Origin of the sequence: Flavobacterium olei, assembly GCF_039749035.1 — a bacterium.
Lineage (GTDB): Bacteria > Bacteroidota > Bacteroidia > Flavobacteriales > Flavobacteriaceae > Flavobacterium > Flavobacterium olei.
This window is the reverse complement of sequence record NZ_JBDKWC010000004.1, coordinates 421,775-448,008: the sequence shown is the minus strand read 5'-3', so window position 1 is coordinate 448,008 and position 26,234 is coordinate 421,775. Positions and strand designations below refer to the sequence as shown.

Genomic DNA, 26,234 nt, shown 5'->3' with positions numbered 1-26,234 from the left:
TAATTTTTTATAAGACATAATAAACGCCTTTTTCGACTTTTTTAGGCTCGTCTTTTAAGTGGAATTCATTTAGAATATCAAATTCACTTTGGTATTCATTCAGCATTTGTTTGATGTTTTTCTCAATTGTATTGGCAATCGTTGTTACCGGAGTATCTGTTGCCCTGTTTTCAAAAGGATCCTGTAAATGTATGGCCATTCTTTCAATCAAAAAGAAAACCCCTCCAATTGCAGTAATCAACGGAATTGCAAACCAGCTCAAAACGCTGGTTAATCCGAAAGGAAGCAGCAAAATAAACAGACACAGCGTTAATCGAATATACATACTGTATGTAGTTGGAAAAATGGTGTTTTTAATTCGCTCACATTTTCCCATTTCATCACAAAGCCTTGATAAGGTATTGTCAATCTCGACCTGCTGGTACATATTGATTTTTTTCTCGTTTTTTGCGTTTTTTAAATCTCGTGCATGCAGCATTAAAATAGCATTAGGAACATTTTGGTGATTCCTGATATAATTGATTTCCTCTTCGCTCATTAAACCTCTAAGCGGTTTTATAGCATCTTTATTTCTCAGAGATTCCCCTAAACTATAACACCAGGCAATTTGTCTTTTGGCAAAATTCTCTTTGAATTCGCTGGCTTCGACAGAAAAATCAGGATCTTTATAAAATGTAAGTACCTGGCGGATTAAGGTTCTGGAATCATTTACAACTGCGCCCCAGACAATTCGGGCCTCCCACCATCTGTCATATGCCTGATTGGACTTAAAAGCTAATAAAAGTGAAATAATAGTTCCGATCATGGTCGGAATTGCAATTGGAATATCTACGGGAAGCGTTACAAAATAGTGATGAAAAATTTCAAATATAATAGTGTAAGCCAATACAAGAGCAATTTCTACTTTAATTTTCCCGAGAACGTACTTCATTGGTATTCTTTTCTTTAATAACATATTTTCGGTTTTAAATTATTTTTTAAAGGCATAAGGGTGTTAGATGCTAAGGTTCTGAGAACTAAAAATTAAAGAAACTTAGAGCCCGAGAATCTTAGTAACTCAGATCTCACACCATCTCTTCATACAATGAAAGAACAGGAAGTCCCAGTTTTTCATTGACATTTTCTTTTTTTCTTTTATTGAATTTGATCTTTTCGCCTTTTCTGGTTTCTACCAACATATCGATATTATGTTTTGAAATGGCTTCTGATAAAAGTGGTGCTACATTTTCGTAGTTATCTTCAAAACTGGCCGTCTGACTTACAATTTCGAAGGAAAAATTAGCACTCAGAAACTCCTGAACATCTTTTACATGGATATTCCGACTTGAATTTTCTATATAAAGTGCTTTATTAAAGACCTCTTTATTAATTTCTGTACTTAAATGCAGGATTGGACATTTTTGATTTCCAGCTAATTGTATCAAATACTGATAGATTTTCTTGGTTTCCTGTTTATAAGAATGCGTAAGAATGACCAACTTAACAGAAAAAGCTTCAATCAGTCGTTTGAAAATCGGTGCTGAAAGTCCGTATTGGTTGTGGACTTTTAATTTTACGTTTGGAGTATGATCAATAATATAACGACAGGTTTCCAGTACATCTTCCTGACTTCTGGAAAGTCCGGATCGCATTTCCCTCAAAAAACTGGAAGACGAAAAGGTGTCCGGAACCTCTGAAACTAATACTAAAATAATTTCTGATTCAGTATCTTTCGACTGATTCACCGCCGATTTAACAGCCGAGATTGTATCATCTTTTAAAGTCGTAGGTATAAGAAAATTTTTCATAAGTATAATCGTTTAGTTTATACTTACAAAATAACCAATGACAGATTAGACTGTTATTAATCTAAAATTAGAATTTCCTAAAATTAAACATTAGATTTTTTAATGTTCAGTTTTTTAAAGATGATGGTCACTATGGTTCCCTTGTTTTGCTCAGATTGCACCTGAAGTTCGCCATCGTGCATTCGGATTATTTTAGAAGCCAGAGGAAGTCCTAAACCGTATCCGATATATTTCGCAGCAATTTTACCTCTGAAGAAAGGTTCATACAAGTGCGGAATATCTTCCGGCGGAATTCCGATTCCGATATCGTTGATTGTAATTTTGATCATTTCCCGGTTAGCCGAAAGATTTACAAAGACTTCATTGTTATCAGAATATTTAACTCCGTTGGTAATAATATTATTTATTGCCAGTTCTAACAGCGGTTTGTTGCACGGAAGCAATAATAAATTAGAATCTTCGGGAGCAAAATTAAGTTTAATACTAACGCGGTTATCCGGATAAATTTTATTCAGGTCAGATTTGACATCCATTAACAATTCGTCAATTCGTGCCACATCAGATACCTGCTTTTGACCGTCATAACCTGTTTGTGTTAATTTAAGCAGACTTTCCGTTAAGTTTCCTAATCTGGAAGCCTGACTGTAAATATTTTCTAAAGATTCTACATATTCATGAACTTGTCTTTCTTTGAGCAGCATAATTTCTGCTTCGGCAATAATGGTAGTGATTGGCGTTTTTAGTTCGTGAGAAGCATTATTAATAAAATTGGCCTGAATCTCAAAAGACGTTTCCAATCGATCCAGCATATTATTGAATGTATTGGTAAGATCTGATATTTCATCAGAATTTTTAACTTCCGGAAGACGATTATGAAGATTTGATGCGCTAATTCTTTTAACTTCTTTGGTAATTCGCGCCACGGGATTGATCACACGTTTAGCCAAAAATCTTCCGAGAAGGAAAGCCAGAATCACAAAACCGATTCCGCCAAAAAGCATAATTTTTACAATATAAATCGTGGTATCTTTTCCTTTACGGTCTCTTGCACCTACAATAACAATGTATTTTTGATTATTTTCCTGAAAAATTTGTCCCAGATAATATTTATTGTCCCTTTCATAAGAGTCTCTTCCTGTACTTAAAATATTGCTGTAAAAAGTATTGGGAAGATTAAGATTGATATTGTAATCAAAACTATTTTTACTATTAATTTTTAAAACATATTCTTCTTCCTCAATCAATTCTTCGAGACCATTTTTTTTAAGGTTTTGATAGTACTTTATCTTTTCCGGATCTTTTTGAAAATGAATAGAAGAAACAATTTTTGCACGGTCATCCAGACGCTTTAAAAAGTGGTATCGATTGTTTTCTCTAAATAAGAAAAAGACAATAATACACAAAAGCGACGTACTAAATGTAGAAAGGGCAACGTAGTTAAAAGTAATTTTTTTTCTAATATCCATATTATGTTTTTATCACATAGCCCAAACCTTTCATTGTATGAATGAGTTTGGTTGAAAAAGGCTTATCGATTTTTCTTCTTAAGTAGGTAATATAGACATCTACAACATTGGTATTCATATCAAAATTAATATCCCAGACATTATCCAGAATTTGATCACGGGAAACGATTCGGCCTGTATTTTTTGCCAGATAATATAAAAGCTTAAATTCTTTGGCTGTTAAAATGATATTTTCGGCACCTCTTTTAACTGTTTTAGCACGTCCGTTTATTTCCAAATCGCCAATAGTAATGGTATCAATTTTTTCAGTTTCCTGATGTGATCTTCTGTACAAAGCATTGACTCTGGCATCTAACTCACCAAATTTAAAAGGCTTAACCAGATAATCATCAGCGCCGGCGTTAAGTCCTGTTACAATATTTTCTGAAGTTCCCAAAGCCGTGAGAAGTAAAATGGGCACAAAATTTTTGCTGGCCCGAAGTCTTCGGCAGATTTCAATCCCGTTGATATCCGGCAGCATCACATCTAAAATTACAACATCAAAAGTGTAATTATGAATCATCTCTAAGGCAGTTGTACCATCCATAGCAACGCTTACCTCATTATTATTTTCTGCAAATCCTTTGCGCAGAATCGATAAGAGATTTGGTTCATCTTCAACTATCAGTAATTTCATCTTAAGAAGTTTGTATATACAACAAAAATAAGAATAGAAATTAATATAATTCAGTACATTTTTACAAATTATGATTTTATTGTGAAGAAACAAAAAAGCATCCCGGATTGCCCGCTTTTTGTTATTTATGACCTTATAAAGACTGCAATCTTTAGCATATAATTAAAAATAACTGTCATACAAATCAGAAAGTTTCACCGGCATTCAAATAAAAAGCTTTTGAACTATGGCCCCAGGCGTAATCTAAAATTAAATTGGTTTTTGTTGCTTTATCAATGAGGATCCTTAGGCCAATACCTGCCGCCGGCTGAACAGAATGAAACAGTCTGAGATTATTATCTGAATTGCTGGCTGTGACAAAATTGGTAAATACCGTGCCGCTCAACAACTGATTGCAGGTAATGGGAAATCTGAATTCGGCTGACATGTAAATCAATCCGTTGCCCCGAAAAAGTCCCTGCGTATAACCTTCTCCACTCCTGCTGCGCTGATCCCAGCCAATTGCCGGCAAATTTAAATATGGAACTTTTCCGCGGGTTACGAATTGCCCGTAAGTCCAAAATCCTAAAACGTAATGCGGATTTTTTGAAGAAACCGGAATAAAATGTTTGTATTCGGCAAACAAAACATTACTATATTCCTGATTGTTAAATAAGACCGGATTAAATCTGTAATTGATATTGGCAAACCATCCGTGCGAAGCATTCACCTGATTATCACGGGAATCGTGAACTAAATTAAGACTTACTCCATTCAGGAAATATTCGAAATCATCGAAACCATATTTTTGACTATAATTGTAATGATGTGTAAAATTGCCCTTTTCAACATCCAGTTCTTTATCCTGAATACTCGAATACCAATCGATATTAATACCTCCACCAACATAATAATTCTTTTTAACTTCAAAAGACACGGTCTGATGAAATTTTAAGTAATTATAATCCATGGGCTGTGCAAGGGAATCTATACTAAAACCCGGATCGCGATCGCGCCTGGGCGGAATTATATCTGTTCCCAATCCGTAATTAGGTTGCGAAAACAGATATAATCTATAGTCGCCACTCAGAAAGATTTTATTGTTCTTTAATAAAATATTGTTTTTGATATTAACTAGCCACTGATTTTTTAAAGTATAGGTAATTCCGACGTTGGCAATAGAATATTTTGCTTTCTCTTCTTTGCCCTTAAAAGTATATTGTGCCACAGCACCAAAGAAAAATCCGGTGGCGGGTTGCGATCCAATCGCGGGAATAATAAGAAAGAAATTATTTTTTGTAGGCTTAACAACCAAAAGGTCTTCCTTCTTCTTGAAAATTTCCAGTATAGTTTTAGGCGGACAAATTTCAGGATTCGAAATTTCTTCCTGTGCAATTATGGGAGATGCAATAAAAAATAATAATCCTAAGATCTTATACTTACGGATAACGACATTATTTTTTAAAAATTTTATCATTTACGAAGTTTATATTGCTGTAAAATCTCCAATACTCATGTAAATATAGTCCTTATTTTCAATATTTTACGTTTTTTTCTCTAATAAAAAAGCTGTCGTTTTAGTGACAGCTTTTTCAATTTTATTTTGTGATAAACTTTGGATGGATTAAATTCTCCAGCGAATAAATTTCGTCCCATTTCTCCTGTGTAATCAACTTTCGTTCTATAACGGCAATCTGATGCACACTCTTATTGGTTTTTAATGCCTCTCCCGCAATACTTGCGCTTTCTTCATAACCAATAATTGGGTTTAGTTGCGTGACGATGCCTATACTGTTCATAACCAGATTATAACAGTGATCAACATTTGCTGTAATGCCGTTAATACATTTGTCAATTAAAGTCTGAATCGCATTTGAAAGATAATCCAGCGACGTAAACATAGCAAAAGCAATAACCGGTTCCATTACATTCAATTGTAACTGACCTGCTTCTGCTGCCATAGTAACCGTCAAATCCTGACCAATAACATAAAAACAAGTCTGATTTACTACTTCTGGGATTACCGGATTTACTTTCCCCGGCATGATTGAAGATCCCGGCTGACGCGCAGGCAGATTAATTTCATTTAAACCTGTTCTTGGCCCCGAACTTAATAAACGTAAGTCGTTGCAAATTTTAGAAATCTTAACCGCAGAACGTTTTAATGTTCCCATAATTTGTACGTAAGCTCCTGTATCTACCGTTGCTTCAATCAAATCTGGCGAAAGTGTTAATGGAATTCCAACCTCATCCGCAAGATATTTTACACACAATTCAGGATAACCTTTAGGTGCATTGACTTTTGTGCCAATTGCTGTTGCTCCCATATTGATTTCCAATAACAATTCCTGCGCATTTTTTAAACGCTGAATATCTTCGCCTATCGTTGTCGCATACGCTTTAAACTCCTGTCCTAAAGTCATCGGAACCGCATCTTGAAGCTGCGTTCTTCCCATCTTCAGCACTTCTTTAAACTCCTCCCCTTTTTTAGCAAAAGCGGTTTCAAGACCAGCCAGGGTTTTAATAAAAGTTTCCATCTTTAAATAAAGTGCAATTCTAAAAGCCGACGGATAAGCATCGTTTGTAGACTGCGAACAATTTACATGATTGTTTGGGTGCAAAAATTGGTATTCTCCTTTTTTATAACCTAAATATTCCAGGCCTATATTGGCAATTACTTCATTGGCATTCATATTTACAGAGGTTCCGGCACCTCCCTGAATCAGGTCACTAACGAATTCCTGATCAAATTTACCCGCGATTACCTGATCGCTTCCGTAACAAATTGCCTCAGTTAGTTTTGGATCTAAGGCGCCACAGTCTTTATTAGCCAAAGCTGCAGCTTTCTTTACATAACCCAACGCTTTTATAAACAAAGGTTCTTTTGAAATTGGAATACCTGTAATATTAAAATTTTCTACGGCTCTAAAAGTCTGAATTCCGTAATATAAATGATCGGGGATTTCTAATTCTCCCAGAAAATCATGTTCTTTTCTTGTTGATCCCATAATTATTAGCTTAAAATCAGTGTAAATCTACATTAAATAAACAGGATGAAAAAAGAAATTAAATCAAAAATATGGATACAAAATTAAATACTGTAAAAGGTTTTTTTTTGACTTATTATGATATTTTTGTGGCTTTAAAAAGTCATATAAAAAATCAAATAAACGTAATTTCGCGAAAAAATAAAAAATCTTTCCATCTCATTATGAGACTGTAAAAACAATCAAATGAAAACAAATTTTAAATTTACACTTCCTGAATATTCAAATAACAGTTTTGAATTTGAAAGTAATATCTTTTCCGGCAAATCTACATTAAAACAAAACGGTGCTTTTGTTGAACAAAGCAAGGAGAAGGGAAAACCCTTTTTGATTAAAACAGAAAATGATGAAATTGTCAAGGCGTTTCCAAAAGCAAGTTTCCCTGATTTTTCTGCTCCGGTCCTGAAAATAAACGACAAAAAGTATAAAATGACAGAGTCTCTTAAATGGTACGAATATGTATTTGGAGGATTACCAATTGTACTTATTTTCGGAGGAGGATTAATTGGCGGAGCTGCAGGCGGCGTAGCAACTGTACTTAATTATACCATATTTAGAGAAGAAGCTCCTGTGGCGAATAAATACATAAAAGTACTGGGTGTAAATATTTTATGTTGCCTTTTATATTTTTTTGCTATTGGTTTTATATATAATTTAATTCACTAATTAATTACCTCTCAGAAAATTCCTGAGAGGTATTTTTATTTTCTGTTGTTTTTAAAATAAATTACATTTGCTGATACAACCTATACAGCAATTTAAAGCTAAATTTTTTAAACACCAATTGAAAAAACAATCAGAATATTTTCTTGATAAAGAATATAATGCGATTATTTACGCCCAAGATGATCTTAATTTTAAAGAATTCGAATGCTGCGTTTTTAATAACTGTAACTTTTCTGCCTGCACTTTTTTAGCCGTAACTTTTATCGATTGTACTTTTAACGATTGTATTTTTAGCGAAGCCAAAATTAATTATGTCGCTTTCAGAGGTGTCACTTTTTATCACTGTGAAATAAAAGAAGTTAATTTTGCGATGTGTGATAAATTGATTTTTGAAGTCCACTTTTACGATTGTGTTCTCGACTTTTCTAAATTCTATACTTTAAAACTAAAAGGAACAACTTTTAACAGCTGCAGTCTTATAGCTGTAGATTTTATGGCAAGCAGATCTAACAAACGTGCTTTTCGATAGTTGCGATCTGTACCGTTCAGAGTTTAATAAAGCAATTGCCAATAAAGCCGATTTTAAAACGAGTTATAATTATACAATTGATCCATCGAAAACGAAACTTAAGAAAGCTGTTTTTTCTCTGAATGAAGTAAAAGGGTTATTGTTTAAGCATGATGTAATTGTAACGTAGGTTCTAATAAATAGACGCGGATGACACCGATTTGCTTTGCAAGACACGGATCTAAACGGATTTAATTTTTTCAAATTATGATAAAAAATCAGTTTCATCTGCGCTTTAACAAAGCAAATCGGTGTCATCCGCATTCTGTTCTGTCATAGCTTTTTCCCAGAAGTTGTTTTGAATTATTTTTAAAGCCATTTTTTATCAGATTAACAAATATTTCATATACCCTTTTTAATATCTTTTAATAATTAATTTAAATATATTTCACGGTTTTAAATTCATTTAATATATTTTTGACACGACTAAACCATATTTAACAATAAAAATGGCAGAACTAGAAGTAATTAAACATACCAAAAAAATGCACGAAATAGCAACAGACAAAAAACATACTTTTGTAGAAAAAATCAAAGAGATTGGTTTAGAAATTTTCATTATTGTTTTTGCTGTTTCTTTATCGATCTGGCTTCACGGATGGAGCGAACACAGACACGAACAAGAACAGGTTAAAAAGTTTTTGCTTGGATTAAAATCTGATATTCAAAGTGATGTTGATGACAGCAAAACGATCATTAAACAATATCAAGACTTTGGAAAAGTATACACTTCACTTAGTAATTTAGATAAAAACAATCCTTACGATCAGGAAGTTTTAAAAAAGCAACTGGCATATATTAATACAAATGTTTATTTAAGACCTAAAATTTACAGATTTAATGGTTTTGTTTCTTCAGGCCGAATTGGAAATATAGAGAATGATTCTCTTTCTTTAAATATCCTGAAATTTTATCAGGAAACACTTTCTGAAGTTAATTCATCTGAATCTGGATGGCTTTCAAATCAAAGAAAATTGCAAACTTATTTAGATGAAAATCTAATTGATCCTGAAAGTACCACAGATAATTTCAGGGTTTTAACAACGCCAAAAGGTAAAAAACTGGCAAAAAATCTTATTCCGTGGAATCAGATTTACGAGCGTTACAATAATTTGATTAAATCTGGAGAAGTTATTATTAAACAGATTGATGAAGAATATGATTTGAAATAATATTGTTTGATTGAATAAAAAAAATGCCAGTTAAAAAACTGGCATTTTTTTATTTTAATCACCAATAAAATGGTTCAACACACAGTTTGTCATTTCGACGAAGGAAAATTCTCCACAAGTAACTCCGCATAGAAAAGCTGTCCAATCTTTGTAGAGTTTCTTACGAAGATTTCTCCGTCGTCGAAATGACAAGACTACTTATAAATTTAATCTTGTATTTTCTTCTCCATCACATAATCCTCCATTAAATACCCATTGCCAATTTCTATATCAACTGTTTCCTTAATTTCGAAACCAAGCTTTTTATAGAAATTTAATGCCGTATTAAAACGGTTTACATTTAATAAAAGAGCTTTCGAATTGTTTTCTAAAGCTAATTTTTCAATCGATTTAAAAACTATTTTTCCGTAACCTTTTCCTTGTGTTTCCGGCAGAAGATAGATTTTATGGATTTTGGTTATAGCTTCATTTTTATAATTATGTTCGATTCCGATAAAGCCAATTGTAGATTCTGAATCTGAAATTAGATAAAATAATTGTTCTTTATTCTCAATTTGCTTTGCTAAAGCTTCTTCAGAATAAAATAAATCTAACATATAATCTAACTGTTCTTTAGTCAAGATTTCGCCGTAAGTAAGTGGCCAGGTAATATTAGTGATTTTTTGAATTGTTTTAATATCACTTAAACCTGCTTCTGAAATTGTAATCATATTCTATTTAAAAAAGTATTTTTTATTTTGTAAAAACCTGATTTTCCTGTTCGCTTACGCGGATGAAAGTCGTACGTTTAGTTAATTCTTTTAATCTGGAAGCTCCTACATAAGTGCAAGTGCTTCGAATTCCGCCTAAAATATCTAAAACAGTTTCTAGTACATTTCCTTTAAAAGGAACCTGAACCGTTTTTCCTTCGCTTGCTCGATATTCAGCCACTCCTCCTGCATGTTTATCCATGGCAGTTTTCGAACTCATTCCATAAAATTGCCTGAATTTTTGACCGTTAATTTCGATCAATTCGCCGCCGCTTTCGGCATGTCCGGCAAGCATCCCGCCTAACATAACAAAATCGGCTCCGGCTCCAAAAGCTTTGGCTACGTCGCCAGGTGTGCTGCAGCCGCCATCGCTTATAATATGTCCGCCTAATCCGTGAGCTGCATCCGCACATTCTATAATGGCAGATAATTGAGGATATCCAACACCTGTTTTTACGCGAGTTGTGCACACCGAACCAGGGCCAATTCCAACTTTTACGATATCTGCTCCCGCCAGAAGAAGTTCTTCGGTCATTTCTCCTGTTACTACATTTCCGGCAATTATTATTTTATCGGGATATTGTTGTCTTGTTTGTTGTAAAAACTGAACAAAATGTTCTGAATATCCGTTTGCCACATCAATACAAATGAATTTTAATAACGGATTTGCCGTTATTATTTTTCCGATTTTCTCAAAATCTTCCTTACCGGTTCCCGTGCTTACTGCAATATGATCATAGAAATCCGGCGTTACCTTTTTTAGGAAATTATTCCATTCTTTTAAAGTGTAATGTTTATGAATAGCTGTGAAGAGTTTTTCTTTTGCCAAAACCTCAGCCATTTCAAACGTTCCTACCGTATCCATATTTGCCGCCATGATGGGAATTCCTGTCCAATTTGCTGTGCTGTGCAAAAACTTAAAATTTTGTTCCAGATTAACCTCAGACCTGCTTTTAAGCGTTGATCTTTTGGGTCTGAACATTACATCTTTAAACCCTAATTTTAAGTCCATTTCTATTCTCATTGTGCTGAATATTGGTTACTCTCAAATATAGGGATTTTAGATTTAGAGTTTAGATTTTTTTTCCACATAGATGCGCAAAGATTTCAAAGAAATTCGCAAAGTTTAGCGGCTTGAAATTAGAAATTGAAAACCAGTATTTTCTAGCTAGAGCGCGTTTCGACTTCGCTCAACGTGAGCGAAGTTGAAGCCAACCTGAAACAAAAAGAACCTGAAACTAAATAACTATCCGTGAATGGTTTCTCCTTTTCCGTAATTCGTAATAATCGATTCTTCAAAAGCGAGCCATTCTCTCCAGCGTTTTTCCACGTCAATTCCCGTTCCGTATTTTCTCGCGTATGTAATAAATGTAGTGTAATGACCAGCCTCGCTTTCCATTAATTCTCTGTAAAAAACAGCCAGTTCTTCATCCTGAATATTTTCAGAAAGCACTTTAAAACGTTCGCAGCTTCTGGCTTCGATCATGGCAGAGAAAAGTAATCTTTCTACAAGACCTGACACACGGCTCCCGTCCCCACTTTTTTTCATGTATTGATAAAGTTCGTTTACATAATCGTCTTTACGTTCGCGACCTAATTTTAGTCCGCGTTTGATAATGATATTATGAACCTGCTCAAAATGGTCGATTTCTTCCTTAGCTAAAGCTAATAAATCCTTCACTAGATCCTGATGCTCAGAATTGTTTGTAATAATTGTAATCGCATTGGTGGCAGCCTTTTGCTCACACCAGGCGTGATCTGTGAGGATTTCTTCTATGTTTTTCTCCACAATATTGACCCATCTTGGGTCGGTTGGCAATTGTAATCTTAATACGCCCATTTTTTTTTTAGTATTATTTGTTTCAGGTTTTCTTTGTTTCAAGTTTCAGGTTCGATCCGAAACTAAAAAAGTTTAAAGTTTTGTTCTACGTTTTTTACGCGTCACAAAACTTTAAACTTGAAACTTTAAACCTGAAACTTAATTAGTATTTGAAAATCGGTCTTTCGCTCATCATTTCATTTACTTCGTTTGCTACTTCTTCGATAACATCTTCGTTTGTATGATCCGAAAGCACTTTATCAATTAAGGCTACGATAGTTTCCATATCGGCTTCAACTAATCCACGCGTTGTGATTGCAGCTGTTCCTACACGAATACCGGAAGTGATAAATGGTGATTTGTCATCAAAAGGAACCATGTTTTTATTTACTGTAATTTCTGCTTTTACTAATGCATTTTCTGCTTCTTTACCAGAAATATTTTTATTTCTTAAGTCAATAAGCATCATGTGATTATCTGTTCCGCCAGAAATAATTTTATAATCTCTTTTTACAAAGGCATCTGCCATTGCGTTCGCATTTTTCTGTAATTGCATTGCATATGCAAAGAATTCATCTTTAAGCGCTTCTCCAAATGCAACTGCCTTAGCAGCGATAATGTGCATTAACGGTCCACCTTGATTTCCTGGAAAAACAGCTAAATCTAATAAAGAAGACATCATTCTGATTTCCCCTTTTGGCGTTTTTAAACCTTGTGGGTTTTCAAAATCCTTACCCATAAGAATCAAACCTCCACGCGGTCCTCTTAATGTTTTGTGAGTTGTTGTAGAAACAATATGGCAATGTGGAATTGGATCATTCATTAAACCTTTTGCAATTAAACCTGCCGGGTGCGAAATATCAGCAAATAAGATTGCTCCTACACTATCTGCGATTTGTCTGAAACGTGCAAAATCCATATCGCGGGAATAAGCAGATGCTCCTGCGATAATTAATTTAGGCTGCTCTTTTGTTGCAATTTCCTGAATTTTATCATAATCTAGACGACCTGTTTCTGCATCTACACCATAAAAAACCGGACGGTATAAACGACCTGAGAAATTTACAGGAGAACCGTGAGTCAGGTGGCCACCGTGAGATAAATCGAAGCCTAAAATAGTATCACCAGGATTTAAACAAGCATGATAAACTGCTGTATTGGCCTGAGAACCAGAGTGAGGCTGTACGTTTGCATATTCAGCACCAAATAATTCTTTAGCTCTGTCAATTGCAATTTGCTCGATAACGTCAACTACTTCGCAACCGCCGTAGTATCTTTTGCCCGGATAACCCTCGGCATATTTATTAGTCAAAACAGACCCAGCTGCCTGCATTACTTCATCACTTACAAAATTCTCAGAAGCAATAAGTTCTAGTCCGTGAATTTGTCTTTCTTTCTCCTCTTGGATAAGATTAAAAATTTGTTCGTCGCGTTGCATTTTTTTGTTTTTCGTTAATTTCACGCAAAAATACAAAAAAACGTTTGTCAAACTGCTAGATTATGATATATTTGACATGTAATTTTTCAACAAACAATTAACATTCAACATGCCTATAACCGCCAACGATACAAGTAGAAAATCATGGTTAGAAGTGCCTCATAATAGTGACTTCCCCATTCAGAATATCCCTTTCGGCGTGTTTCTTACTAAAGAAAATGTCGTTACGGTAGGAACCCGAATTGGCGATTATGCTATAGATTTAGGGGCTTTACAACAATTAAACTATTTTGAAGGAATAGAATTAACAGACGATATGTTTATGCAGGATACGCTAAATGATTTTATTTCTGACGGAAAAAAAACATGGCGCCTTGTTCGTAATCGTATTGCCGATATTTTTGACGAAAACAATCCGCAGCTTAGGGATTCAACAAAAGACAGAGATATTGTTATATTTAATATCGAAGATATAGAAATGCAATTGCCGGTTCTAATTGGCGATTATACCGACTTTTATTCCAGTAAAGAACATGCTACTAATGTTGGCAAAATGTTCCGTGATCCGGAAAATGCGCTGTTACCAAACTGGCTTCATGTGCCGGTTGGCTATCATGGCAGAAGCTCTACCATTGTACCTTCTGGTATTCCGGTACACAGACCAATGGGACAAACGTTGCCTGCTGGTCACGAAACGCCCGTTTTTGGTGCCTCAAGATTAGTAGACTTTGAATTGGAAACTGCTTTTATTACTACAGATGTAAACGTTATGGGAGAAAATATCCCAACTTATGAAGCAGAAGAATATATTTTTGGTATGGTTTTACTGAATGACTGGAGCGCACGTGATATCCAGAAATGGGAATATGTGCCACTGGGACCATTCTTAGCCAAAAACTTCGCTACTTCTATTTCTCCATGGATTGTTACTATGGATGCGTTAGAGCCGTTTAGAACAAAAGGTCCAAAACAAGATCCTACTCCACTTCCGTATTTACAGACAAAAGGAAAGAAGGCTTTTGATATTCATTTAGAAGTTTCAATAAAACCGGAAGATCAGGAAGAAACTGTAATTTCTAAATCTAATTTTAAATATTTATACTGGTCAATGAGTCAGCAATTGGCACACCATACATCTAACGGGTGTCGTGTAAATTCTGGTGATATGATGGGTTCAGGGACCATTTCTGGTCCAACTCCCGATAGTTTTGGTTCGATGTTAGAATTAACATGGGGCGGGAAAAATCCGTTAAAATTAAATGACGGAAGCGAACGTAAATTTATTGAAGATAATGACACGGTAATTATTCGCGGTTTCTGCGAAAATGCAGAAGTAAGAATTGGATTTGGAGAAGTATGCAGTCAATTGTTACCTCCCTATATCAGACCGTGAAGAACGAATAAAATTGATTAATTGTTATTTATAACCATAAAAAAAGCTTGTTAGTAATGTTCTAACAAGCTTTTTATTTTTTCATAATATTTGAATTATTTCACACAGATTTAAAAAGATTTGAGCAAATACTGAGATCATTAAATACGCTCAAATCGCCGCGAAACAATAAACAAACTTTGTGACTTTGTGTCTTCGTTGCAATAATTACGCCGGAATCTGCTGGCTTAAACAATGCAATGTTCCGAATCCCCAAATAAAATCGATACAGCTTATACCAATCACTTCACGATCAGGGAAACATTCTGATAAAATATTCAAAGCCACCCGGTCGTTACTGTCATTGAATGTTGGTACTAAAACGCAATTATTAAGTATTAAAAAGTTAGCATAACTTGCCGGTAAGCGTAAATCCTCAAAATCGACACGTTTTGGCATTGGCAAGGCTACAATTACGGGAGATTTTCCATTTTCTAACTTTGCATTTTGAAGACGTTTCAAATTATCCTGTAAAGGTTTGTAGTTCGAGTCGTTTTTATCTGTCTCTACAATTGTTACAATCGTATCTTCATTTACAAATCGGCACAAATCATCAATATGTCCATGAGTGTCATCGCCTTCAATTCCGTCTCCGAGCCAGATTACATTCGTTACTCCGAGATATTCTTTAAAAACAGCTTCATAATCTTCTTTCGTAAAACCGGGATTTCTAACCTGCGTGGTAGGATGCATCAAACATTCTTCAGAAGTTAGCAAAGTCCCTTTTCCATTGACATCAATTGCTCCTCCTTCTACAATTACAGGCTTTCCCTTATACATAACCTGCGTCAGGGGAATATCTATAAAATCGGCCACTTTTCCCGGAACAAATTTGTCTAACTGATAGTTTTTGTATTTCGCCCAGCCATTAAAATTAAAATTTAAAGCTTCTCTTTTTGAACCATTTTTTACGATAATGGGTCCCGAATCGCGCATCCAGCTCCTATTTGTTTTATGAATAATAAAAGAAATATTTGGCATATTAACCCGCGCCATTTCCAGCATCGTGGCAACTTTGTCTTTAAGTTTATCGTCTGCTACAAGCAAAAAAACAGTTTCAAAAGTGGCTACTTTTTTTATAAATTCTACAAAAGCCCATTGCACGGCTTCGTATTTTCCCGGCCAATCATTTCCGTTATGCGGAAAACACAATACAATTCCCTGTTGTTTTTCCCATTCTGCCGGAAACCTTCTATTATTTGTTGACATAAATATGTTCTTATTTAGAGAATGCAAAGATAAACATTCGCAAGGACTATGAAAATTTATAAAGCAATTCAAAACTTCAGCAGATGTATCTTTTAGAAATTAAGTTAAAGATTAAATAATGAATCCTTAATGTTCAACATAAAACCTCCCACTATTTTTGGCACAACTAAAAACTAACACATGAAAAAAATATCAATCTCATTATTGGCACTGCTTTCTATTTTGGCTGGCTGTAATAATGAAGACAACTCAAACACGCAACCTGAAGTAGTTGCAAACGAGAATCCTGCCACATTTAAAGAAATTGGCTCTATCACAATTGGCGGAGAAGCTGCTGCAGAAATTTCTGCGTACTGCGAAAAAACAAAGCGACTTTTTACTGTAAATAATAGTGGTGTAAACCAAATTGATGTTATTGATATTAGCGATCCGACAAAACCGGTTAAAATTGGAAAAATTGATTTAGCTGCCTACGAAGGAGCTGCAAACAGCGTATCTGTTTTTGATGGTAAACTCGCTGTGGCTTTAGAATCAACTGTAAACAAACAAGGAAATGGGAAAGTAGTCGTTTTTAATACTTCTGATTACACTTTAATTAAACAGGTTACAGTTGGTGCTTTACCTGATATGGTAACCTTTTCTCCGGATGGCAAATATATTATGACCGCTAATGAAGGAGAACCAAGTACCGACTATTTACTAGATCCAAACGGTACTATTTCGATTATTGATACTGCTACTTTCTCTGTAACGACTTTAGATTTCGCTTCCTTCAGCGGACAGGCAGCCGCATTGGCAAAAGACGGATTCAGAATTTCGAAATTTGCCAAGAGTTTTGCTCAGGATATTGAACCGGAATACATTACAATTTCTGACGATTCTAAAACCGCCTGGGTTACTTTACAGGAAAACAATGGGGTAGCAAAAGTTGATATTGCTTCTAAAACCATAACTGCTATATATCCTTTAGGTTTAAAAGATTACAATAATGCCGAAAACGCAATTGATGTAAGTGACAGTGATAATAAAATTGCTTTTAATCCATGGAAAGTAAAGGGTCTTTATATGCCAGATGCAATAAGTCATTTTTCTATGAATAATGTTCCTTATTTTGTAACTGCAAATGAAGGAGATGCAAGAGAATACAATGCCTACTCTGACGTTAAACGTATGAAAAGCATGCAATTGGACGCCATTGCTTTTCCGGATGCTGCTACTTTAAAATTGGATGCTAATTTGGGAAGGCTTAATCTGGTTACCGATATGGGAGATACTGACGGAGACGGAGATCTTGACGAACTGGTAAGTTTTGGGGCACGATCATTTTCTATATGGAACGGCAATACCGGAAAAATTGTTTATGACAGTAAAAATGACATAGATAAAAAAACAAATGAATTAGGTACTTATGACGATAAAAGAAGTGATGACAAAGGATCTGAACCTGAAGCTGTATATGTTACAAAAATGGGAAATCAGAACATTTTATTTGTCGGACTTGAAAGATCTGATGCCTTTATGACGTATGATGTGACAAATCCTGCAGCGCCGCAATACCTGCAAACGGTAAAAACAGGCGATGCACCAGAAGGACTATTATTTATTCCAGCCTCAAAAAGTCCGACTAAGAGAAGCTTGCTAGTTGTAAGCAGTGAGGGTGACGGAACTGTTAAAATCTTTCAGCCAGACCTGAAATAATAAACTATAAAAATTACAAAATGGGACAAAATGTGAATTTGTCCTTTTTTTTTTGCTTTCTATTGTGCTTATTTTAACGTATTTACACAATTAAAAGCCAAAAGATGGAAATTATGTAACGGCATATACAACACATTCTGGAATTCGACGTCTAATTTTGTTCTCAGTTAAAATAAAAAACAATTTAATTTTTGATAACATGAAAAAGAAATTAGTATCAGTATCCTTATTATTACTATCATTTGCCGCAGGCGCACAAAATATGGCTACCACGTCTACAGTGTCTACTACACCTAGTACAAGCCAGGAATTCAACAAATGGTCTATTGAACTTAATGGTGGTGTAAATAAACCAACAAGAACAATGACTCCTGGTTACGCTACAGAAACTGCAAACTTCTTTCACGGAGATTTAGGTGTAAGATATATGTTTAGTCCAAAATTTGGTTTAAAATTAGACGTTGGTTACGATCAGTTTAAAGAGAAAAAAAATACTCCTGATTTTGAAAGCAGATATGTTAGAGCAAGTTTGCAAGGGGTAATAAACGTAGGTCGTGCTTTAAATTTTGAAACCTGGACAAACACAATTGGAATTTTAGCTCATGGTGGTTTTGGGGTTGGTCAAATTAGTACTGAAACTGGTTTTGGAGGACAAGATTATGTTGCACACGGAATTGCTGGTTTAACTGGACAAATTAGATTAAGTAACAGAGTTGCGTTAACTGGTGACCTTACAGGAATCGTTAACGGAAGACAAAACTGGAACTTTGACGGAATGGGTAATACCTCTACAGGAGCCTTTGACGGTGTATTATTAAACGCTTCTGTTGGTTTAACCTTCTACTTAGGTAAAAACGAAAAACATGCTGACTGGGTTGGTGAAGAAGACAGAATTACTGAATTGGAAAAAAGAGTGGACTTAGTTGAAACTGGTCTTTTAGATACAGATAAAGACGGAGTTGCTGATTTATACGATTTAGAACCAAATACAGTTTCTGGAGTTGCTGTTAATACAAAAGGACAATCTATTGATACAAATCAAAATGGTGTTCCTGATGAGTTAGAAAGCTACTTAGACAAAACTTATGTTAAACAAGGTAGTCAGGTTGCAAGTAACGGTACTGTTGAGCAATTAATTAACGGAGGATATGTAAATGTTTATTTCGATTTCAATTCGTCTAAACCTACAAATGCTTCCTTATCCGGAGTTGATTTCTTAGTGAAATACCTAAAAAATAATCCTGGTAAATCTGCTGATATTATTGGTTATTCTGATGAAATTGGAAGTTCTGAATACAACACAACTTTATCCAGAAAAAGAGCTGAAGCTGTTAAAGCTGTAGCAGTTAATGCTGGAATTGATGCATCAAGACTGAATGTAATTGCTAATGGAGAAGATACTTCTGTTAACAAGAATTCTAAAGAAGCACGTCAAATCGTAAGAAGAGTTACTTTCCAGGTGAAATAATTCTAATACAAATATATAGAAGGGCGGATTCAGAAATTGAATCCGCCCTTTTTTTTATAAAACTTTCCAAACAAAAAAGGACAAAATTTGCATTTTGTCCTTTTCTATATTTATTATTGATAAATTATTTATCGATTGCTCTTTTGGTAATATCTTCAAAAGCATCAATTCTTCTGTCTCTGAAAAATGGCCAGTTTTGACGAACATTTTCCTGTAAATCCAAATCAACTTCTGCAATTAATATTTCTTCTTTATCGTGAGAAGCCTGAGCTAAAATTTCTCCTTGCGGTCCTGCTATAAAAGAAGCTCCCCAGAACTGAATTCCTTCTGTTCCTTCAATGTATTTTTCTAAACCAATTCTGTTTGCGGCAGCCACAAAAACTCCGTTTGCAACAGCGTGACCTTTCATTACATTCATCCAGGCACCATATTGATTTTCGCCGTATTGCTCTTTTTCCTTCGGATGCCAACCAATTGCTGTTGGATAAAATAAAACTTCTGCACCTTTAAGCGCTGTAATACGAGCTGCTTCAGGATACCATTGATCCCAACAGATTAAAGTTCCTACAGTTCCTTTTTTAGTTTCAATAGCCTTAAAACCTAAATCACCCGGCGTAAAATAGAATTTCTCATAAAAATGAGGATCATCCGGAATATGCATTTTTCTGTACAAACCAGCTTCTGTTCCGTCTGCATCTATAATATACGCACTGTTGTGATAAATTCCAGCCATTCTTTTTTCAAAGAAAGGAACAATAATTACAACACCCAGTTCTTTTGCCAGTGCACTAAATGCTATAAATGAAGTACTGTACAATGGCTCCGCTAATGCAAAGTTATCTACATCTTCACTCTGACAGAAATAATGACTGCTATATAATTCCGGAAGCAGGATTACCTCTGCGCCCTGATTTGCAGCGTCTTTTACCCAGCTGATACATTTTTTAAGATTATTTTCGGCATTGTCATTCAGATTTAACTGAATAACAGATATTTTATATTTTCTTTTCGGCATGACATAAAATTTAGAGTGCAAAAATAGTAAATTTTGAAGGAATGTCAAAGTTTTACATTTTCGCAAAAAAGTCAACAGACATTATTTTAGGTTAGTAAATTCGTCCAATTGAGAAGTAACATTCTCAATTAATTCTTCTTCCTTATAAAATTTACTATTAAAAATAAAACCTAAATGATAACTAATACAATCTTCCGGAATCTTATATTGAAAATTTATCTTGGAAAACATATTTGTTTTAGAATTCAAATACCACTTATCAAATAGTCTTTTTCTAAAATCTTGTTTATAATCGACTACATCACAAACATAATTTAATATTATATTCGGATTTGCATCAAAGTATTTGTTTATGATATTAATTATTGTAATCTCAATATTTGGATCATTAAAAAATTTTTGATTGTCTGCCTCATAAAAATCAACAAAAAATAAATTTCGAAAATATTCATTTTCAAAATCTATCTTTCTAAAACTAACAAAATACTTTAAATTATATTTTGTTGTAAAATAAAAAAGAGGGCATAAACCCTCTTCTGAAATATACTGATACATTAAGAAATGACTTTTTATTTTTTCATTGCTCTAGCTAAAACCTCTTTTCGATGTTCTTCTTTTAAATCAACCATTTTTTTTAAAACAGAAATTGTTTTTGAATTTGGCTTTATGATTATTGTCTTCTGCATATTGTTTTTGATTGGTATGCAAATGTAAGAAAAAAAACTTACAAAAAGTATTTTAACGAATTCGAACTATTTAACTAATGACATTTCTTGCATTAATTTTTAAAAATATTTTCCATCAGCTTTAAAACTAAAACTCTGTAAAATAGCTTTCAACCTTAAAAATATCAAAGAAAAAAGCTGTTATTCTATTACAACTTTCTGAGTTATAAATTCTGTTTCTGATTTTTTGAATTTGATTTCAAAAGTTCCTTTTGCGGCAGATTTAAATTTATAAATTGTCTTTTTTGGTTCCGGAACCTGTTGTGTGCAAACGCCGGTTGGATATTTTGCAATTACCTGCAATCCTTTTACAGCACCAATAGTTACCTCAGAGATTTTCTCAAATTCTCCGCAAGCATTATCCAGGACAAATGTAACTTCGTAGCTTAATTCGTCATTTACTTTCCCCGTCGCTGGTCCTTTAACTTCTGTTACTAATGCTGGCTTTTCAGTTTGTGGAGCAGTTTTTTCGTCATCATCATTACTGCATGAAACAAATGCAATTGATAAAAATAATACTACCAAAACCGATTTTAATCTAAAACTTTTCATATAAAATAATAATTAATTGTTAATTACTATGAAGATGCAGTTTCGTTGCAATGGTTGCTTAAATAAAATGTTAAAAAATTACATTTAATATTTAAGGAATTATAAATCAAGAACTTATTTATTTAAAAAAAATATTTATTACCATTATTTCTTTTAAAATTAAGTTTCTGGTTTATCTCAGGCAACATCTAAACAAAAAAAAAAAAACATCAGCTGTAAACTGATGTTTTAAATTGAAAGTATATTTTGATTGACTTTTAAACCGTTTTCTTTTTGAAGATTTTCTTGAAAAGATTTACAAAACCCAAAACGATACAACCTAATACGAGACCAATTACAAATTCTTTGAGAATGGAAGGCAGCTTAATACTTGGAACATAATGGTGGAAAAACGGGATGTAGTGTACAAAAATTCCTCCCGCAACAAGCAACAAAGCAATTGTACCCACAACAGTTAGACCTTTTATAACCAACGGAAGCGCTTTTACTAAAATATTTCCAATAAATCTGGAAATGCTTTTTTCGTTTTTACTGAATTTAATCAGTTTATAGCCAGCTTCATCCATTCTAACAATTAGAGCCACTATACCATAAACCCCAATTGTAGCAATTAAGGCAATTATAGAAGTAACGATAATCTGCTGTGTAAGCGGTTCTTCAATTACGGTTCCAAGTGCAATGATGACAATCTCAACAGACAAAATAAAATCAGTTATAATGGCCGATTTTATCTTTCCTTTCTCCATTTCAAGAATTTGTTCCTCAGTAAAATTTTCCTGAGTTATTCCTTCTGATTCATCATGTTTATGGGGAAAAATAAATTCGTAAATTTTCTCAGCTCCTTCGTAAGCCAGAAAAAGTCCGCCTAAAACAAGAATAACAATAATTGCAACCGGCAGAAAAGCACTAAGTAAAAATGCAATTGGCAAAATAATGATTTTATTAAGCAAAGAACCCTTGCTGATTGCCCACAAAACGGGAAGTTCCCTGGATGATGCAAAACCCGAAGCTTTTTCGGCATTTACTGCAAGATCATCGCCAAGAATCCCGGCTGTTTTTTTTGCTGCAATTTTACTCATTACTGCAACATCATCCATAATTGCTGCGATATCATCTAATAGAACGAAAAAACCTGAAGCCATTTTTAATTTATTTTAATGATGCGAATCTATACAATTTGGCTTAATCTTCCCAATAATATCACATCAAAATTACCTTTTAAACTTTTAATTCCGCTATTTGGTTTCTAGTTACACTGTCCTAATAAAACCCATAATATAATAAAAACGATAATGGTTCCGAAGCATCCTCCGCCTAATTTTTTAGCACCGTATCCTGCAAGTAATCCTCTAAATAAATTGTTCATGATTTTTAATTTTAATTAATAATTTGCTGATTTTTATAAATTTAAAGTTGCCTATTTTTTAAAAATAGTGCGTTATATGAATCACAGCAAAAGTTTCAGAATTTACGGCAAAAAAAAAAAGCATCAGTTTTACAACTGATGCTTTTCAGGATTAACATAAAAAATAATTAGTGTGCAGTCTGGTTTCTAAAAACCAGTTTGCCATCAAAAGCATCTAATAAAATGATACTTTCTGTCGTAATATTTCCTGCCAGAATCTCTTTTGACAATTGATTTAGTACTTCTCTCTGCACAACTCGTTTTACAGGTCTTGCTCCAAATTGAGGATCATAACCTTTGTCTGACAAGTAAGCAATAGCTTCCGGAGTTGCATCCATTGTAATGCCCTGCAGTGCCAGCATTTTCGTAACGCTTTTGAGTTGTAAGCTTACAATTCTTGAAATATTATCTACCGTAAGAGGTGTAAACATTACAATTTCATCGATACGGTTTATGAATTCCGGACGAACAGTTTGTTTCAACAATCCTAAAACTTCGTTTTTAGCTGCTTCTGTGGCTGCTTCTACTCCGCCCTTCAGGTTTTCAAATTTTTCCTGTATGATCTGACTTCCCATATTAGAGGTCATAATAATAATTGTATTTTTAAAATCGGCAAGACGTCCTTTGTTATCTGTCAATCGGCCTTCATCCAAAACCTGCAATAAAATATTAAAAGTATCAGGATGTGCTTTTTCGATCTCATCCAGTAAAATCACAGAATAAGGTTTTCTTCGAACTGCTTCCGTCAATTGTCCACCTTCATCATAACCTACATACCCTGGAGGCGCACCAACCAGACGGCTCACGCTGTGACGTTCCTGATATTCACTCATATCGATACGGGTCATGGCATTTTCATCATCAAAAAGGTATTCGGCCAATGCTTTTGCTAATTCAGTTTTACCCACTCCGGTTGTTCCTAAAAATAAAAATGTTCCAACAGGTTTTTTCATATCCTGTAAACCTGCGCGGCTTCTTCTAACGGCATCACTTACCGCTTCGATAGCTTCTTCCTGACCTACAACACGTTTGTGCAACTCATCTTCTAAATGCAGCAGTTTTTCTCTTTCTGTCTGAAGCATTTTTGTTACCGGAATTCCGGTCCATTTGGCTACAACTTCTGCAATATCCTCACGGGTAACTTCTTCTTTAATTAAGGAATTACCTTGTTGAAATTCCTGCAATTGTTTTTGTAACCCTTCCTGACGTTCCTGCGCTTCCTTTATTTTTCCGTAACGAATCTCAGCTACTTTTCCGTAATCACCATCGCGTTCTGCACGCTCTGCTTCATATTTAAAATCTTCAATTTCGTGTTTTACAGCCTGGATTCCGTCCACAATATCTTTTTCAGATTTCCATTTGGCATAGATCTCATTGCGTTCTTCTTTAAGATTTGCCAGATCCATGTGAAGAATTTTTAATTTACTTTCTTCTTTTTCACGTTTTATGGCTTCAATCTCAATTTCCAACTGCATAATCTTACGATCCAGAACATCCAGTTCCTCTGGTTTAGAATTGATTTCCATTCGCAATTTAGAAGCTGCCTCATCCATTAAGTCGATTGCCTTGTCCGGTAAAAAACGATTGGTAATATATCTTTGAGAAAGTTCCACTGCGGCAATAATGGCCTCATCTTTAATCTGAACTTTGTGGTGTGTTTCGTATTTCTCTTTAATTCCACGCAAAATCGACACAGCACTTTCAGTATCCGGTTCGTCAATCAGAACTTTTTGAAAACGTCTTTCCAGCGCTTTGTCTTTTTCAAAATATTTTTGATATTCATCTAAAGTCGTTGCCCCAATAGCTCGTAACTCTCCACGTGCCAGAGCTGGTTTTAAGATGTTAGCCGCATCCATGGCTCCTTCTCCTCCACCTGCACCAACAAGCGTATGAATTTCATCAATAAAAAGAACAATATCACCTTCTGCCGCGGTAACTTCTTTTACAACCGATTTTAAACGCTCTTCAAATTCTCCTTTAAACTTTGCTCCGGCGATCAAAGCTCCCATATCCAGTGAGAAAACGATTTTATCCTTTAAGTTTTCAGGAACGTCGCCGTCTACAATTCTATGCGCCAAACCTTCTGCGATTGCTGTTTTACCAACACCAGGCTCACCAATTAACATTGGGTTGTTTTTGGTTCTTCGGGTTAAAATCTGTAAAACACGACGAATTTCCTCGTCACGGCCAATAACCGGATCTAATTTTCCTGTTCTGGCTAATTCGTTTAAGTTTTTAGCATATTTATTTAGCGAATTATACGTTTCTTCTGCTGAAGCCGAAGTTACTCTTTCACCTTTTCTTAATTCTTCAATGGCAGCTTTCAGCCCTTTTCCTGTAACTCCCTGATCTTTTAAGATTTGAGAAACTTTACTTTTTGAGTCAAAAATTGCCAGGATCAAATGTTCGATAGAAACGTATTCGTCGTTCATTTTTTGCGCAATAATCTCTGCTTCATTCAATGCTTTATTTGCATCTCTTGAAAGTAAAATATCACCGCCCGAAACTTTTGGAAAGCTCTGAATTGTTGCATCGAGAAGTTGCAAAAACAACGGCACATTCACATTTAATTTTTTTAATATAAAAGGCGCAACGTTTTCATCAACTTCAAAAATTGCCTTGAAAATATGTTCATTTTCAATTTGCTGCTGACCATTTCGCTGTGCTAATTGCTGCGACAACTGTATGGCTTCCTGCGATTTAATGGTAAACTTATTTATATTCATATCTTTTTGATTTATGATTGATTATCTTTAATTACTTATTAGATTAAAGTTACAATTTATTGAGCTACATTTTTTCGTCAATTATTCTAACTTTGTACCAATAGACAAAAGATATTCCACACTAATAAAACAGACAAAATGGCATTTAAAGTTGTTTTCATACACTTTAAAAATGTCAAAAAGTCATAAATCAAGACAATATGAGTTTTTTTAATTCAATATTTGGAAGTTCTGAAAATTCAGAAACCCCAAAAAGTAATGTAAACTGGACAGAATTAACAGATGTACTTCAACTAGCAGAAATACAGGCCATTTCCGCTGAAAAACCTGTTGTTATATTTAAGCACAGTACAAGATGCAGCATCAGCCGAATGGCTTTGAAACAATTTGAAAGAGAATATGATCTTACAGATGTTGTAGATGCCTATTTCCTGGATTTAATTGCACATCGTGATGTTTCTAATGAAATTGCAAGCAGATTTGGTGTGTATCACGAATCGCCACAATTGATTTTAATCAAAAATGGAAAAGCAGTTTACAATGCATCGCACAGTGAAATCGATGCACATGCATTGAAAAGTAAAGTTTAAAAGTTATGGAATTATGGGTTATGAACTATAAGCAATTTCGACAGCGT

Annotated in this window: 22 protein-coding genes and 1 pseudogene; 7 read left to right on the top strand and 16 right to left on the bottom strand. The window is 34.4% G+C overall.

All coding sequences use genetic code 11. From position 1 onward, the window contains the following. Positions 1-7 precede the first annotated feature (7 nt). From ABEB31_RS12850 to aspA, 6 genes are all read right to left on the bottom strand, one after another. Complete coding sequence (locus ABEB31_RS12850; RefSeq protein WP_347052022.1) at positions 8-955, bottom strand: bestrophin family protein; 948 nt, start codon at positions 953-955, stop codon at positions 8-10. 109 nt (positions 956-1,064) lie between these two features. Next, entirely contained in the window at positions 1,065-1,787 is a 723-nt protein-coding gene (locus ABEB31_RS12845; RefSeq protein WP_347052021.1) for a hypothetical protein, read from the bottom strand. A gap of 83 nt (positions 1,788-1,870) precedes the next feature. Continuing rightward, positions 1,871-3,253 carry a HAMP domain-containing sensor histidine kinase gene (locus ABEB31_RS12840; protein WP_347052020.1) on the bottom strand — a complete coding sequence of 461 codons (1,383 nt, stop codon included), beginning with the start codon at positions 3,251-3,253 and terminating at the stop codon, positions 1,871-1,873. 1 nt (position 3,254) lies between these two features. After that, positions 3,255-3,929, bottom strand: coding sequence for a response regulator transcription factor (locus ABEB31_RS12835; protein ID WP_347052019.1), 675 nt, complete (start codon positions 3,927-3,929; stop codon positions 3,255-3,257). Between the two features lie 184 nt (positions 3,930-4,113). Next, positions 4,114-5,385, bottom strand: coding sequence for a BamA/TamA family outer membrane protein (locus ABEB31_RS12830; protein ID WP_347052018.1), 1,272 nt, complete (start codon positions 5,383-5,385; stop codon positions 4,114-4,116). A 121-nt stretch (positions 5,386-5,506) separates the two neighbouring features. Further along, positions 5,507-6,916 (bottom strand): aspartate ammonia-lyase, encoded by a 1,410-nt coding sequence (gene aspA, locus ABEB31_RS12825; RefSeq protein ID WP_347052017.1) that lies wholly within the window; start codon positions 6,914-6,916, stop codon positions 5,507-5,509. A gap of 225 nt (positions 6,917-7,141) precedes the next feature. On the opposite strand from aspA, the gene ABEB31_RS12820 reads away from it, so the two are divergent. The 3 genes and pseudogenes from ABEB31_RS12820 (at position 7,142) to ABEB31_RS12810 (ending at position 9,361) form a co-directional block, all read left to right on the top strand. Continuing rightward, complete coding sequence (locus tag ABEB31_RS12820) at positions 7,142-7,621, top strand: hypothetical protein (protein ID WP_347052016.1); 480 nt, start codon at positions 7,142-7,144, stop codon at positions 7,619-7,621. A gap of 118 nt (positions 7,622-7,739) precedes the next feature. Beyond that, positions 7,740-8,319 (top strand): annotated as a pseudogene (locus ABEB31_RS12815) (pentapeptide repeat-containing protein). Between the two features lie 319 nt (positions 8,320-8,638). After that, positions 8,639-9,361 carry a DUF6090 family protein gene (locus ABEB31_RS12810; protein ID WP_347052015.1) on the top strand — a complete coding sequence of 241 codons (723 nt, stop codon included), beginning with the start codon at positions 8,639-8,641 and terminating at the stop codon, positions 9,359-9,361. Between the two features lie 206 nt (positions 9,362-9,567). Here ABEB31_RS12810 and ABEB31_RS12805 read toward each other — a convergent pair whose 3' ends face one another. From ABEB31_RS12805 to glyA, 4 genes are all read right to left on the bottom strand, one after another. Continuing rightward, on the bottom strand, positions 9,568-10,071 hold the full coding sequence (locus ABEB31_RS12805) for a GNAT family N-acetyltransferase (protein WP_347052014.1): 504 nt from the start codon (positions 10,069-10,071) through the stop codon (positions 9,568-9,570). 22 nt (positions 10,072-10,093) lie between these two features. Beyond that, on the bottom strand, positions 10,094-11,134 hold the full coding sequence (locus tag ABEB31_RS12800) for a GMP reductase (RefSeq protein WP_347052013.1): 1,041 nt from the start codon (positions 11,132-11,134) through the stop codon (positions 10,094-10,096). Positions 11,135-11,356: 222 nt separating this feature from the next. Further along, the gene (locus ABEB31_RS12795; protein ID WP_142449243.1) at positions 11,357-11,950 is read right to left on the bottom strand and encodes a MiaE family protein; all 594 of its coding nucleotides are present in this window, start codon (positions 11,948-11,950) and stop codon (positions 11,357-11,359) included. A gap of 142 nt (positions 11,951-12,092) precedes the next feature. Beyond that, positions 12,093-13,367 (bottom strand): serine hydroxymethyltransferase, encoded by a 1,275-nt coding sequence (gene glyA / locus ABEB31_RS12790; protein WP_347052012.1) that lies wholly within the window; start codon positions 13,365-13,367, stop codon positions 12,093-12,095. 109 nt (positions 13,368-13,476) lie between these two features. Between glyA and fahA the strand changes: the two genes are divergently transcribed. Further along, a complete protein-coding gene (fahA, locus tag ABEB31_RS12785; protein WP_347052011.1) occupies positions 13,477-14,760 on the top strand; it encodes a fumarylacetoacetase in 1,284 nt (427 codons plus the stop codon). 207 nt (positions 14,761-14,967) lie between these two features. On the opposite strand, the gene ABEB31_RS12780 is transcribed toward fahA, so the two are convergent. Continuing rightward, positions 14,968-16,008, bottom strand: coding sequence for an agmatine deiminase family protein (locus ABEB31_RS12780; protein WP_347052010.1), 1,041 nt, complete (start codon positions 16,006-16,008; stop codon positions 14,968-14,970). Between the two features lie 180 nt (positions 16,009-16,188). Here ABEB31_RS12780 and ABEB31_RS12775 point away from each other — a divergent pair, with 180 nt between their 5' ends. Together ABEB31_RS12775 and ABEB31_RS12770 are read left to right on the top strand one after the other, a co-directional pair. Next, positions 16,189-17,706, top strand: a complete 1,518-nt coding sequence (locus ABEB31_RS12775) for a choice-of-anchor I family protein (protein ID WP_347052009.1) — start codon at positions 16,189-16,191, stop codon at positions 17,704-17,706. 199 nt (positions 17,707-17,905) lie between these two features. After that, positions 17,906-19,174 carry an OmpA family protein gene (locus ABEB31_RS12770; RefSeq protein ID WP_347052008.1) on the top strand — a complete coding sequence of 423 codons (1,269 nt, stop codon included), beginning with the start codon at positions 17,906-17,908 and terminating at the stop codon, positions 19,172-19,174. Between the two features lie 124 nt (positions 19,175-19,298). Here ABEB31_RS12770 and ABEB31_RS12765 read toward each other — a convergent pair whose 3' ends face one another. The 5 genes from ABEB31_RS12765 to clpB all read right to left on the bottom strand — a co-directional run bounded on the left by ABEB31_RS12765 (position 19,299) and on the right by clpB (position 25,597). After that, a complete protein-coding gene (locus ABEB31_RS12765; RefSeq protein ID WP_347052007.1) occupies positions 19,299-20,189 on the bottom strand; it encodes a carbon-nitrogen hydrolase in 891 nt (296 codons plus the stop codon). Positions 20,190-20,270: 81 nt separating this feature from the next. After that, a complete protein-coding gene (locus ABEB31_RS12760) occupies positions 20,271-20,744 on the bottom strand; it encodes a DUF6169 family protein (RefSeq protein WP_347052006.1) in 474 nt (157 codons plus the stop codon). Positions 20,745-21,055: 311 nt separating this feature from the next. Further along, entirely contained in the window at positions 21,056-21,466 is a 411-nt protein-coding gene (locus ABEB31_RS12755) for a hypothetical protein (protein WP_347052005.1), read from the bottom strand. 257 nt (positions 21,467-21,723) lie between these two features. After that, the gene (locus ABEB31_RS12750; protein WP_347052004.1) at positions 21,724-22,608 is read right to left on the bottom strand and encodes a DUF808 domain-containing protein; all 885 of its coding nucleotides are present in this window, start codon (positions 22,606-22,608) and stop codon (positions 21,724-21,726) included. Positions 22,609-22,999: 391 nt separating this feature from the next. Then, the gene (gene clpB, locus ABEB31_RS12745) at positions 23,000-25,597 is read right to left on the bottom strand and encodes an ATP-dependent chaperone ClpB (protein ID WP_347052003.1); all 2,598 of its coding nucleotides are present in this window, start codon (positions 25,595-25,597) and stop codon (positions 23,000-23,002) included. Positions 25,598-25,797: 200 nt separating this feature from the next. Between clpB and ytxJ the strand changes: the two genes are divergently transcribed. Further along, a complete protein-coding gene (gene ytxJ, locus ABEB31_RS12740; RefSeq protein WP_347052002.1) occupies positions 25,798-26,187 on the top strand; it encodes a bacillithiol system redox-active protein YtxJ in 390 nt (129 codons plus the stop codon). The last annotated feature ends 47 nt before the right edge of the window (positions 26,188-26,234 follow it).

Excerpts from the sequence above, each read along its gene's own strand:
- ABEB31_RS12775 (WP_347052009.1), top strand. The coding sequence starts at position 16,189 with ATGAAAAAAATATCAATCTCATTATTGGCACTGCTTTCTATTTTGGCT.
- clpB (WP_347052003.1), bottom strand. The coding sequence starts at position 25,597 with ATGAATATAAATAAGTTTACCATTAAATCGCAGGAAGCCATACAGTTG.
- ABEB31_RS12835 (WP_347052019.1), bottom strand. The coding sequence starts at position 3,929 with ATGAAATTACTGATAGTTGAAGATGAACCAAATCTCTTATCGATTCTG.
- ABEB31_RS12760 (WP_347052006.1), bottom strand. The coding sequence starts at position 20,744 with ATGTATCAGTATATTTCAGAAGAGGGTTTATGCCCTCTTTTTTATTTT.
- ABEB31_RS12750 (WP_347052004.1), bottom strand. The coding sequence starts at position 22,608 with ATGGCTTCAGGTTTTTTCGTTCTATTAGATGATATCGCAGCAATTATG.
- aspA (WP_347052017.1), bottom strand. The coding sequence starts at position 6,916 with ATGGGATCAACAAGAAAAGAACATGATTTTCTGGGAGAATTAGAAATC.
- ABEB31_RS12820 (WP_347052016.1), top strand. The coding sequence starts at position 7,142 with ATGAAAACAAATTTTAAATTTACACTTCCTGAATATTCAAATAACAGT.
- ABEB31_RS12850 (WP_347052022.1), bottom strand. The coding sequence starts at position 955 with ATGTTATTAAAGAAAAGAATACCAATGAAGTACGTTCTCGGGAAAATT.
- ABEB31_RS12755 (WP_347052005.1), bottom strand. The coding sequence starts at position 21,466 with ATGAAAAGTTTTAGATTAAAATCGGTTTTGGTAGTATTATTTTTATCA.
- ABEB31_RS12795 (WP_142449243.1), bottom strand. The coding sequence starts at position 11,950 with ATGGGCGTATTAAGATTACAATTGCCAACCGACCCAAGATGGGTCAAT.
- ABEB31_RS12845 (WP_347052021.1), bottom strand. The coding sequence starts at position 1,787 with ATGAAAAATTTTCTTATACCTACGACTTTAAAAGATGATACAATCTCG.
- ABEB31_RS12830 (WP_347052018.1), bottom strand. The coding sequence starts at position 5,385 with ATGATAAAATTTTTAAAAAATAATGTCGTTATCCGTAAGTATAAGATC.
- fahA (WP_347052011.1), top strand. The coding sequence starts at position 13,477 with ATGCCTATAACCGCCAACGATACAAGTAGAAAATCATGGTTAGAAGTG.
- ABEB31_RS12840 (WP_347052020.1), bottom strand. The coding sequence starts at position 3,253 with ATGGATATTAGAAAAAAAATTACTTTTAACTACGTTGCCCTTTCTACA.
- ABEB31_RS12805 (WP_347052014.1), bottom strand. The coding sequence starts at position 10,071 with ATGATTACAATTTCAGAAGCAGGTTTAAGTGATATTAAAACAATTCAA.
- ABEB31_RS12780 (WP_347052010.1), bottom strand. The coding sequence starts at position 16,008 with ATGTCAACAAATAATAGAAGGTTTCCGGCAGAATGGGAAAAACAACAG.
- ABEB31_RS12800 (WP_347052013.1), bottom strand. The coding sequence starts at position 11,134 with ATGAGAATAGAAATGGACTTAAAATTAGGGTTTAAAGATGTAATGTTC.
- ABEB31_RS12770 (WP_347052008.1), top strand. The coding sequence starts at position 17,906 with ATGAAAAAGAAATTAGTATCAGTATCCTTATTATTACTATCATTTGCC.
- glyA (WP_347052012.1), bottom strand. The coding sequence starts at position 13,367 with ATGCAACGCGACGAACAAATTTTTAATCTTATCCAAGAGGAGAAAGAA.
- ABEB31_RS12810 (WP_347052015.1), top strand. The coding sequence starts at position 8,639 with ATGGCAGAACTAGAAGTAATTAAACATACCAAAAAAATGCACGAAATA.
- ABEB31_RS12765 (WP_347052007.1), bottom strand. The coding sequence starts at position 20,189 with ATGCCGAAAAGAAAATATAAAATATCTGTTATTCAGTTAAATCTGAAT.
- ytxJ (WP_347052002.1), top strand. The coding sequence starts at position 25,798 with ATGAGTTTTTTTAATTCAATATTTGGAAGTTCTGAAAATTCAGAAACC.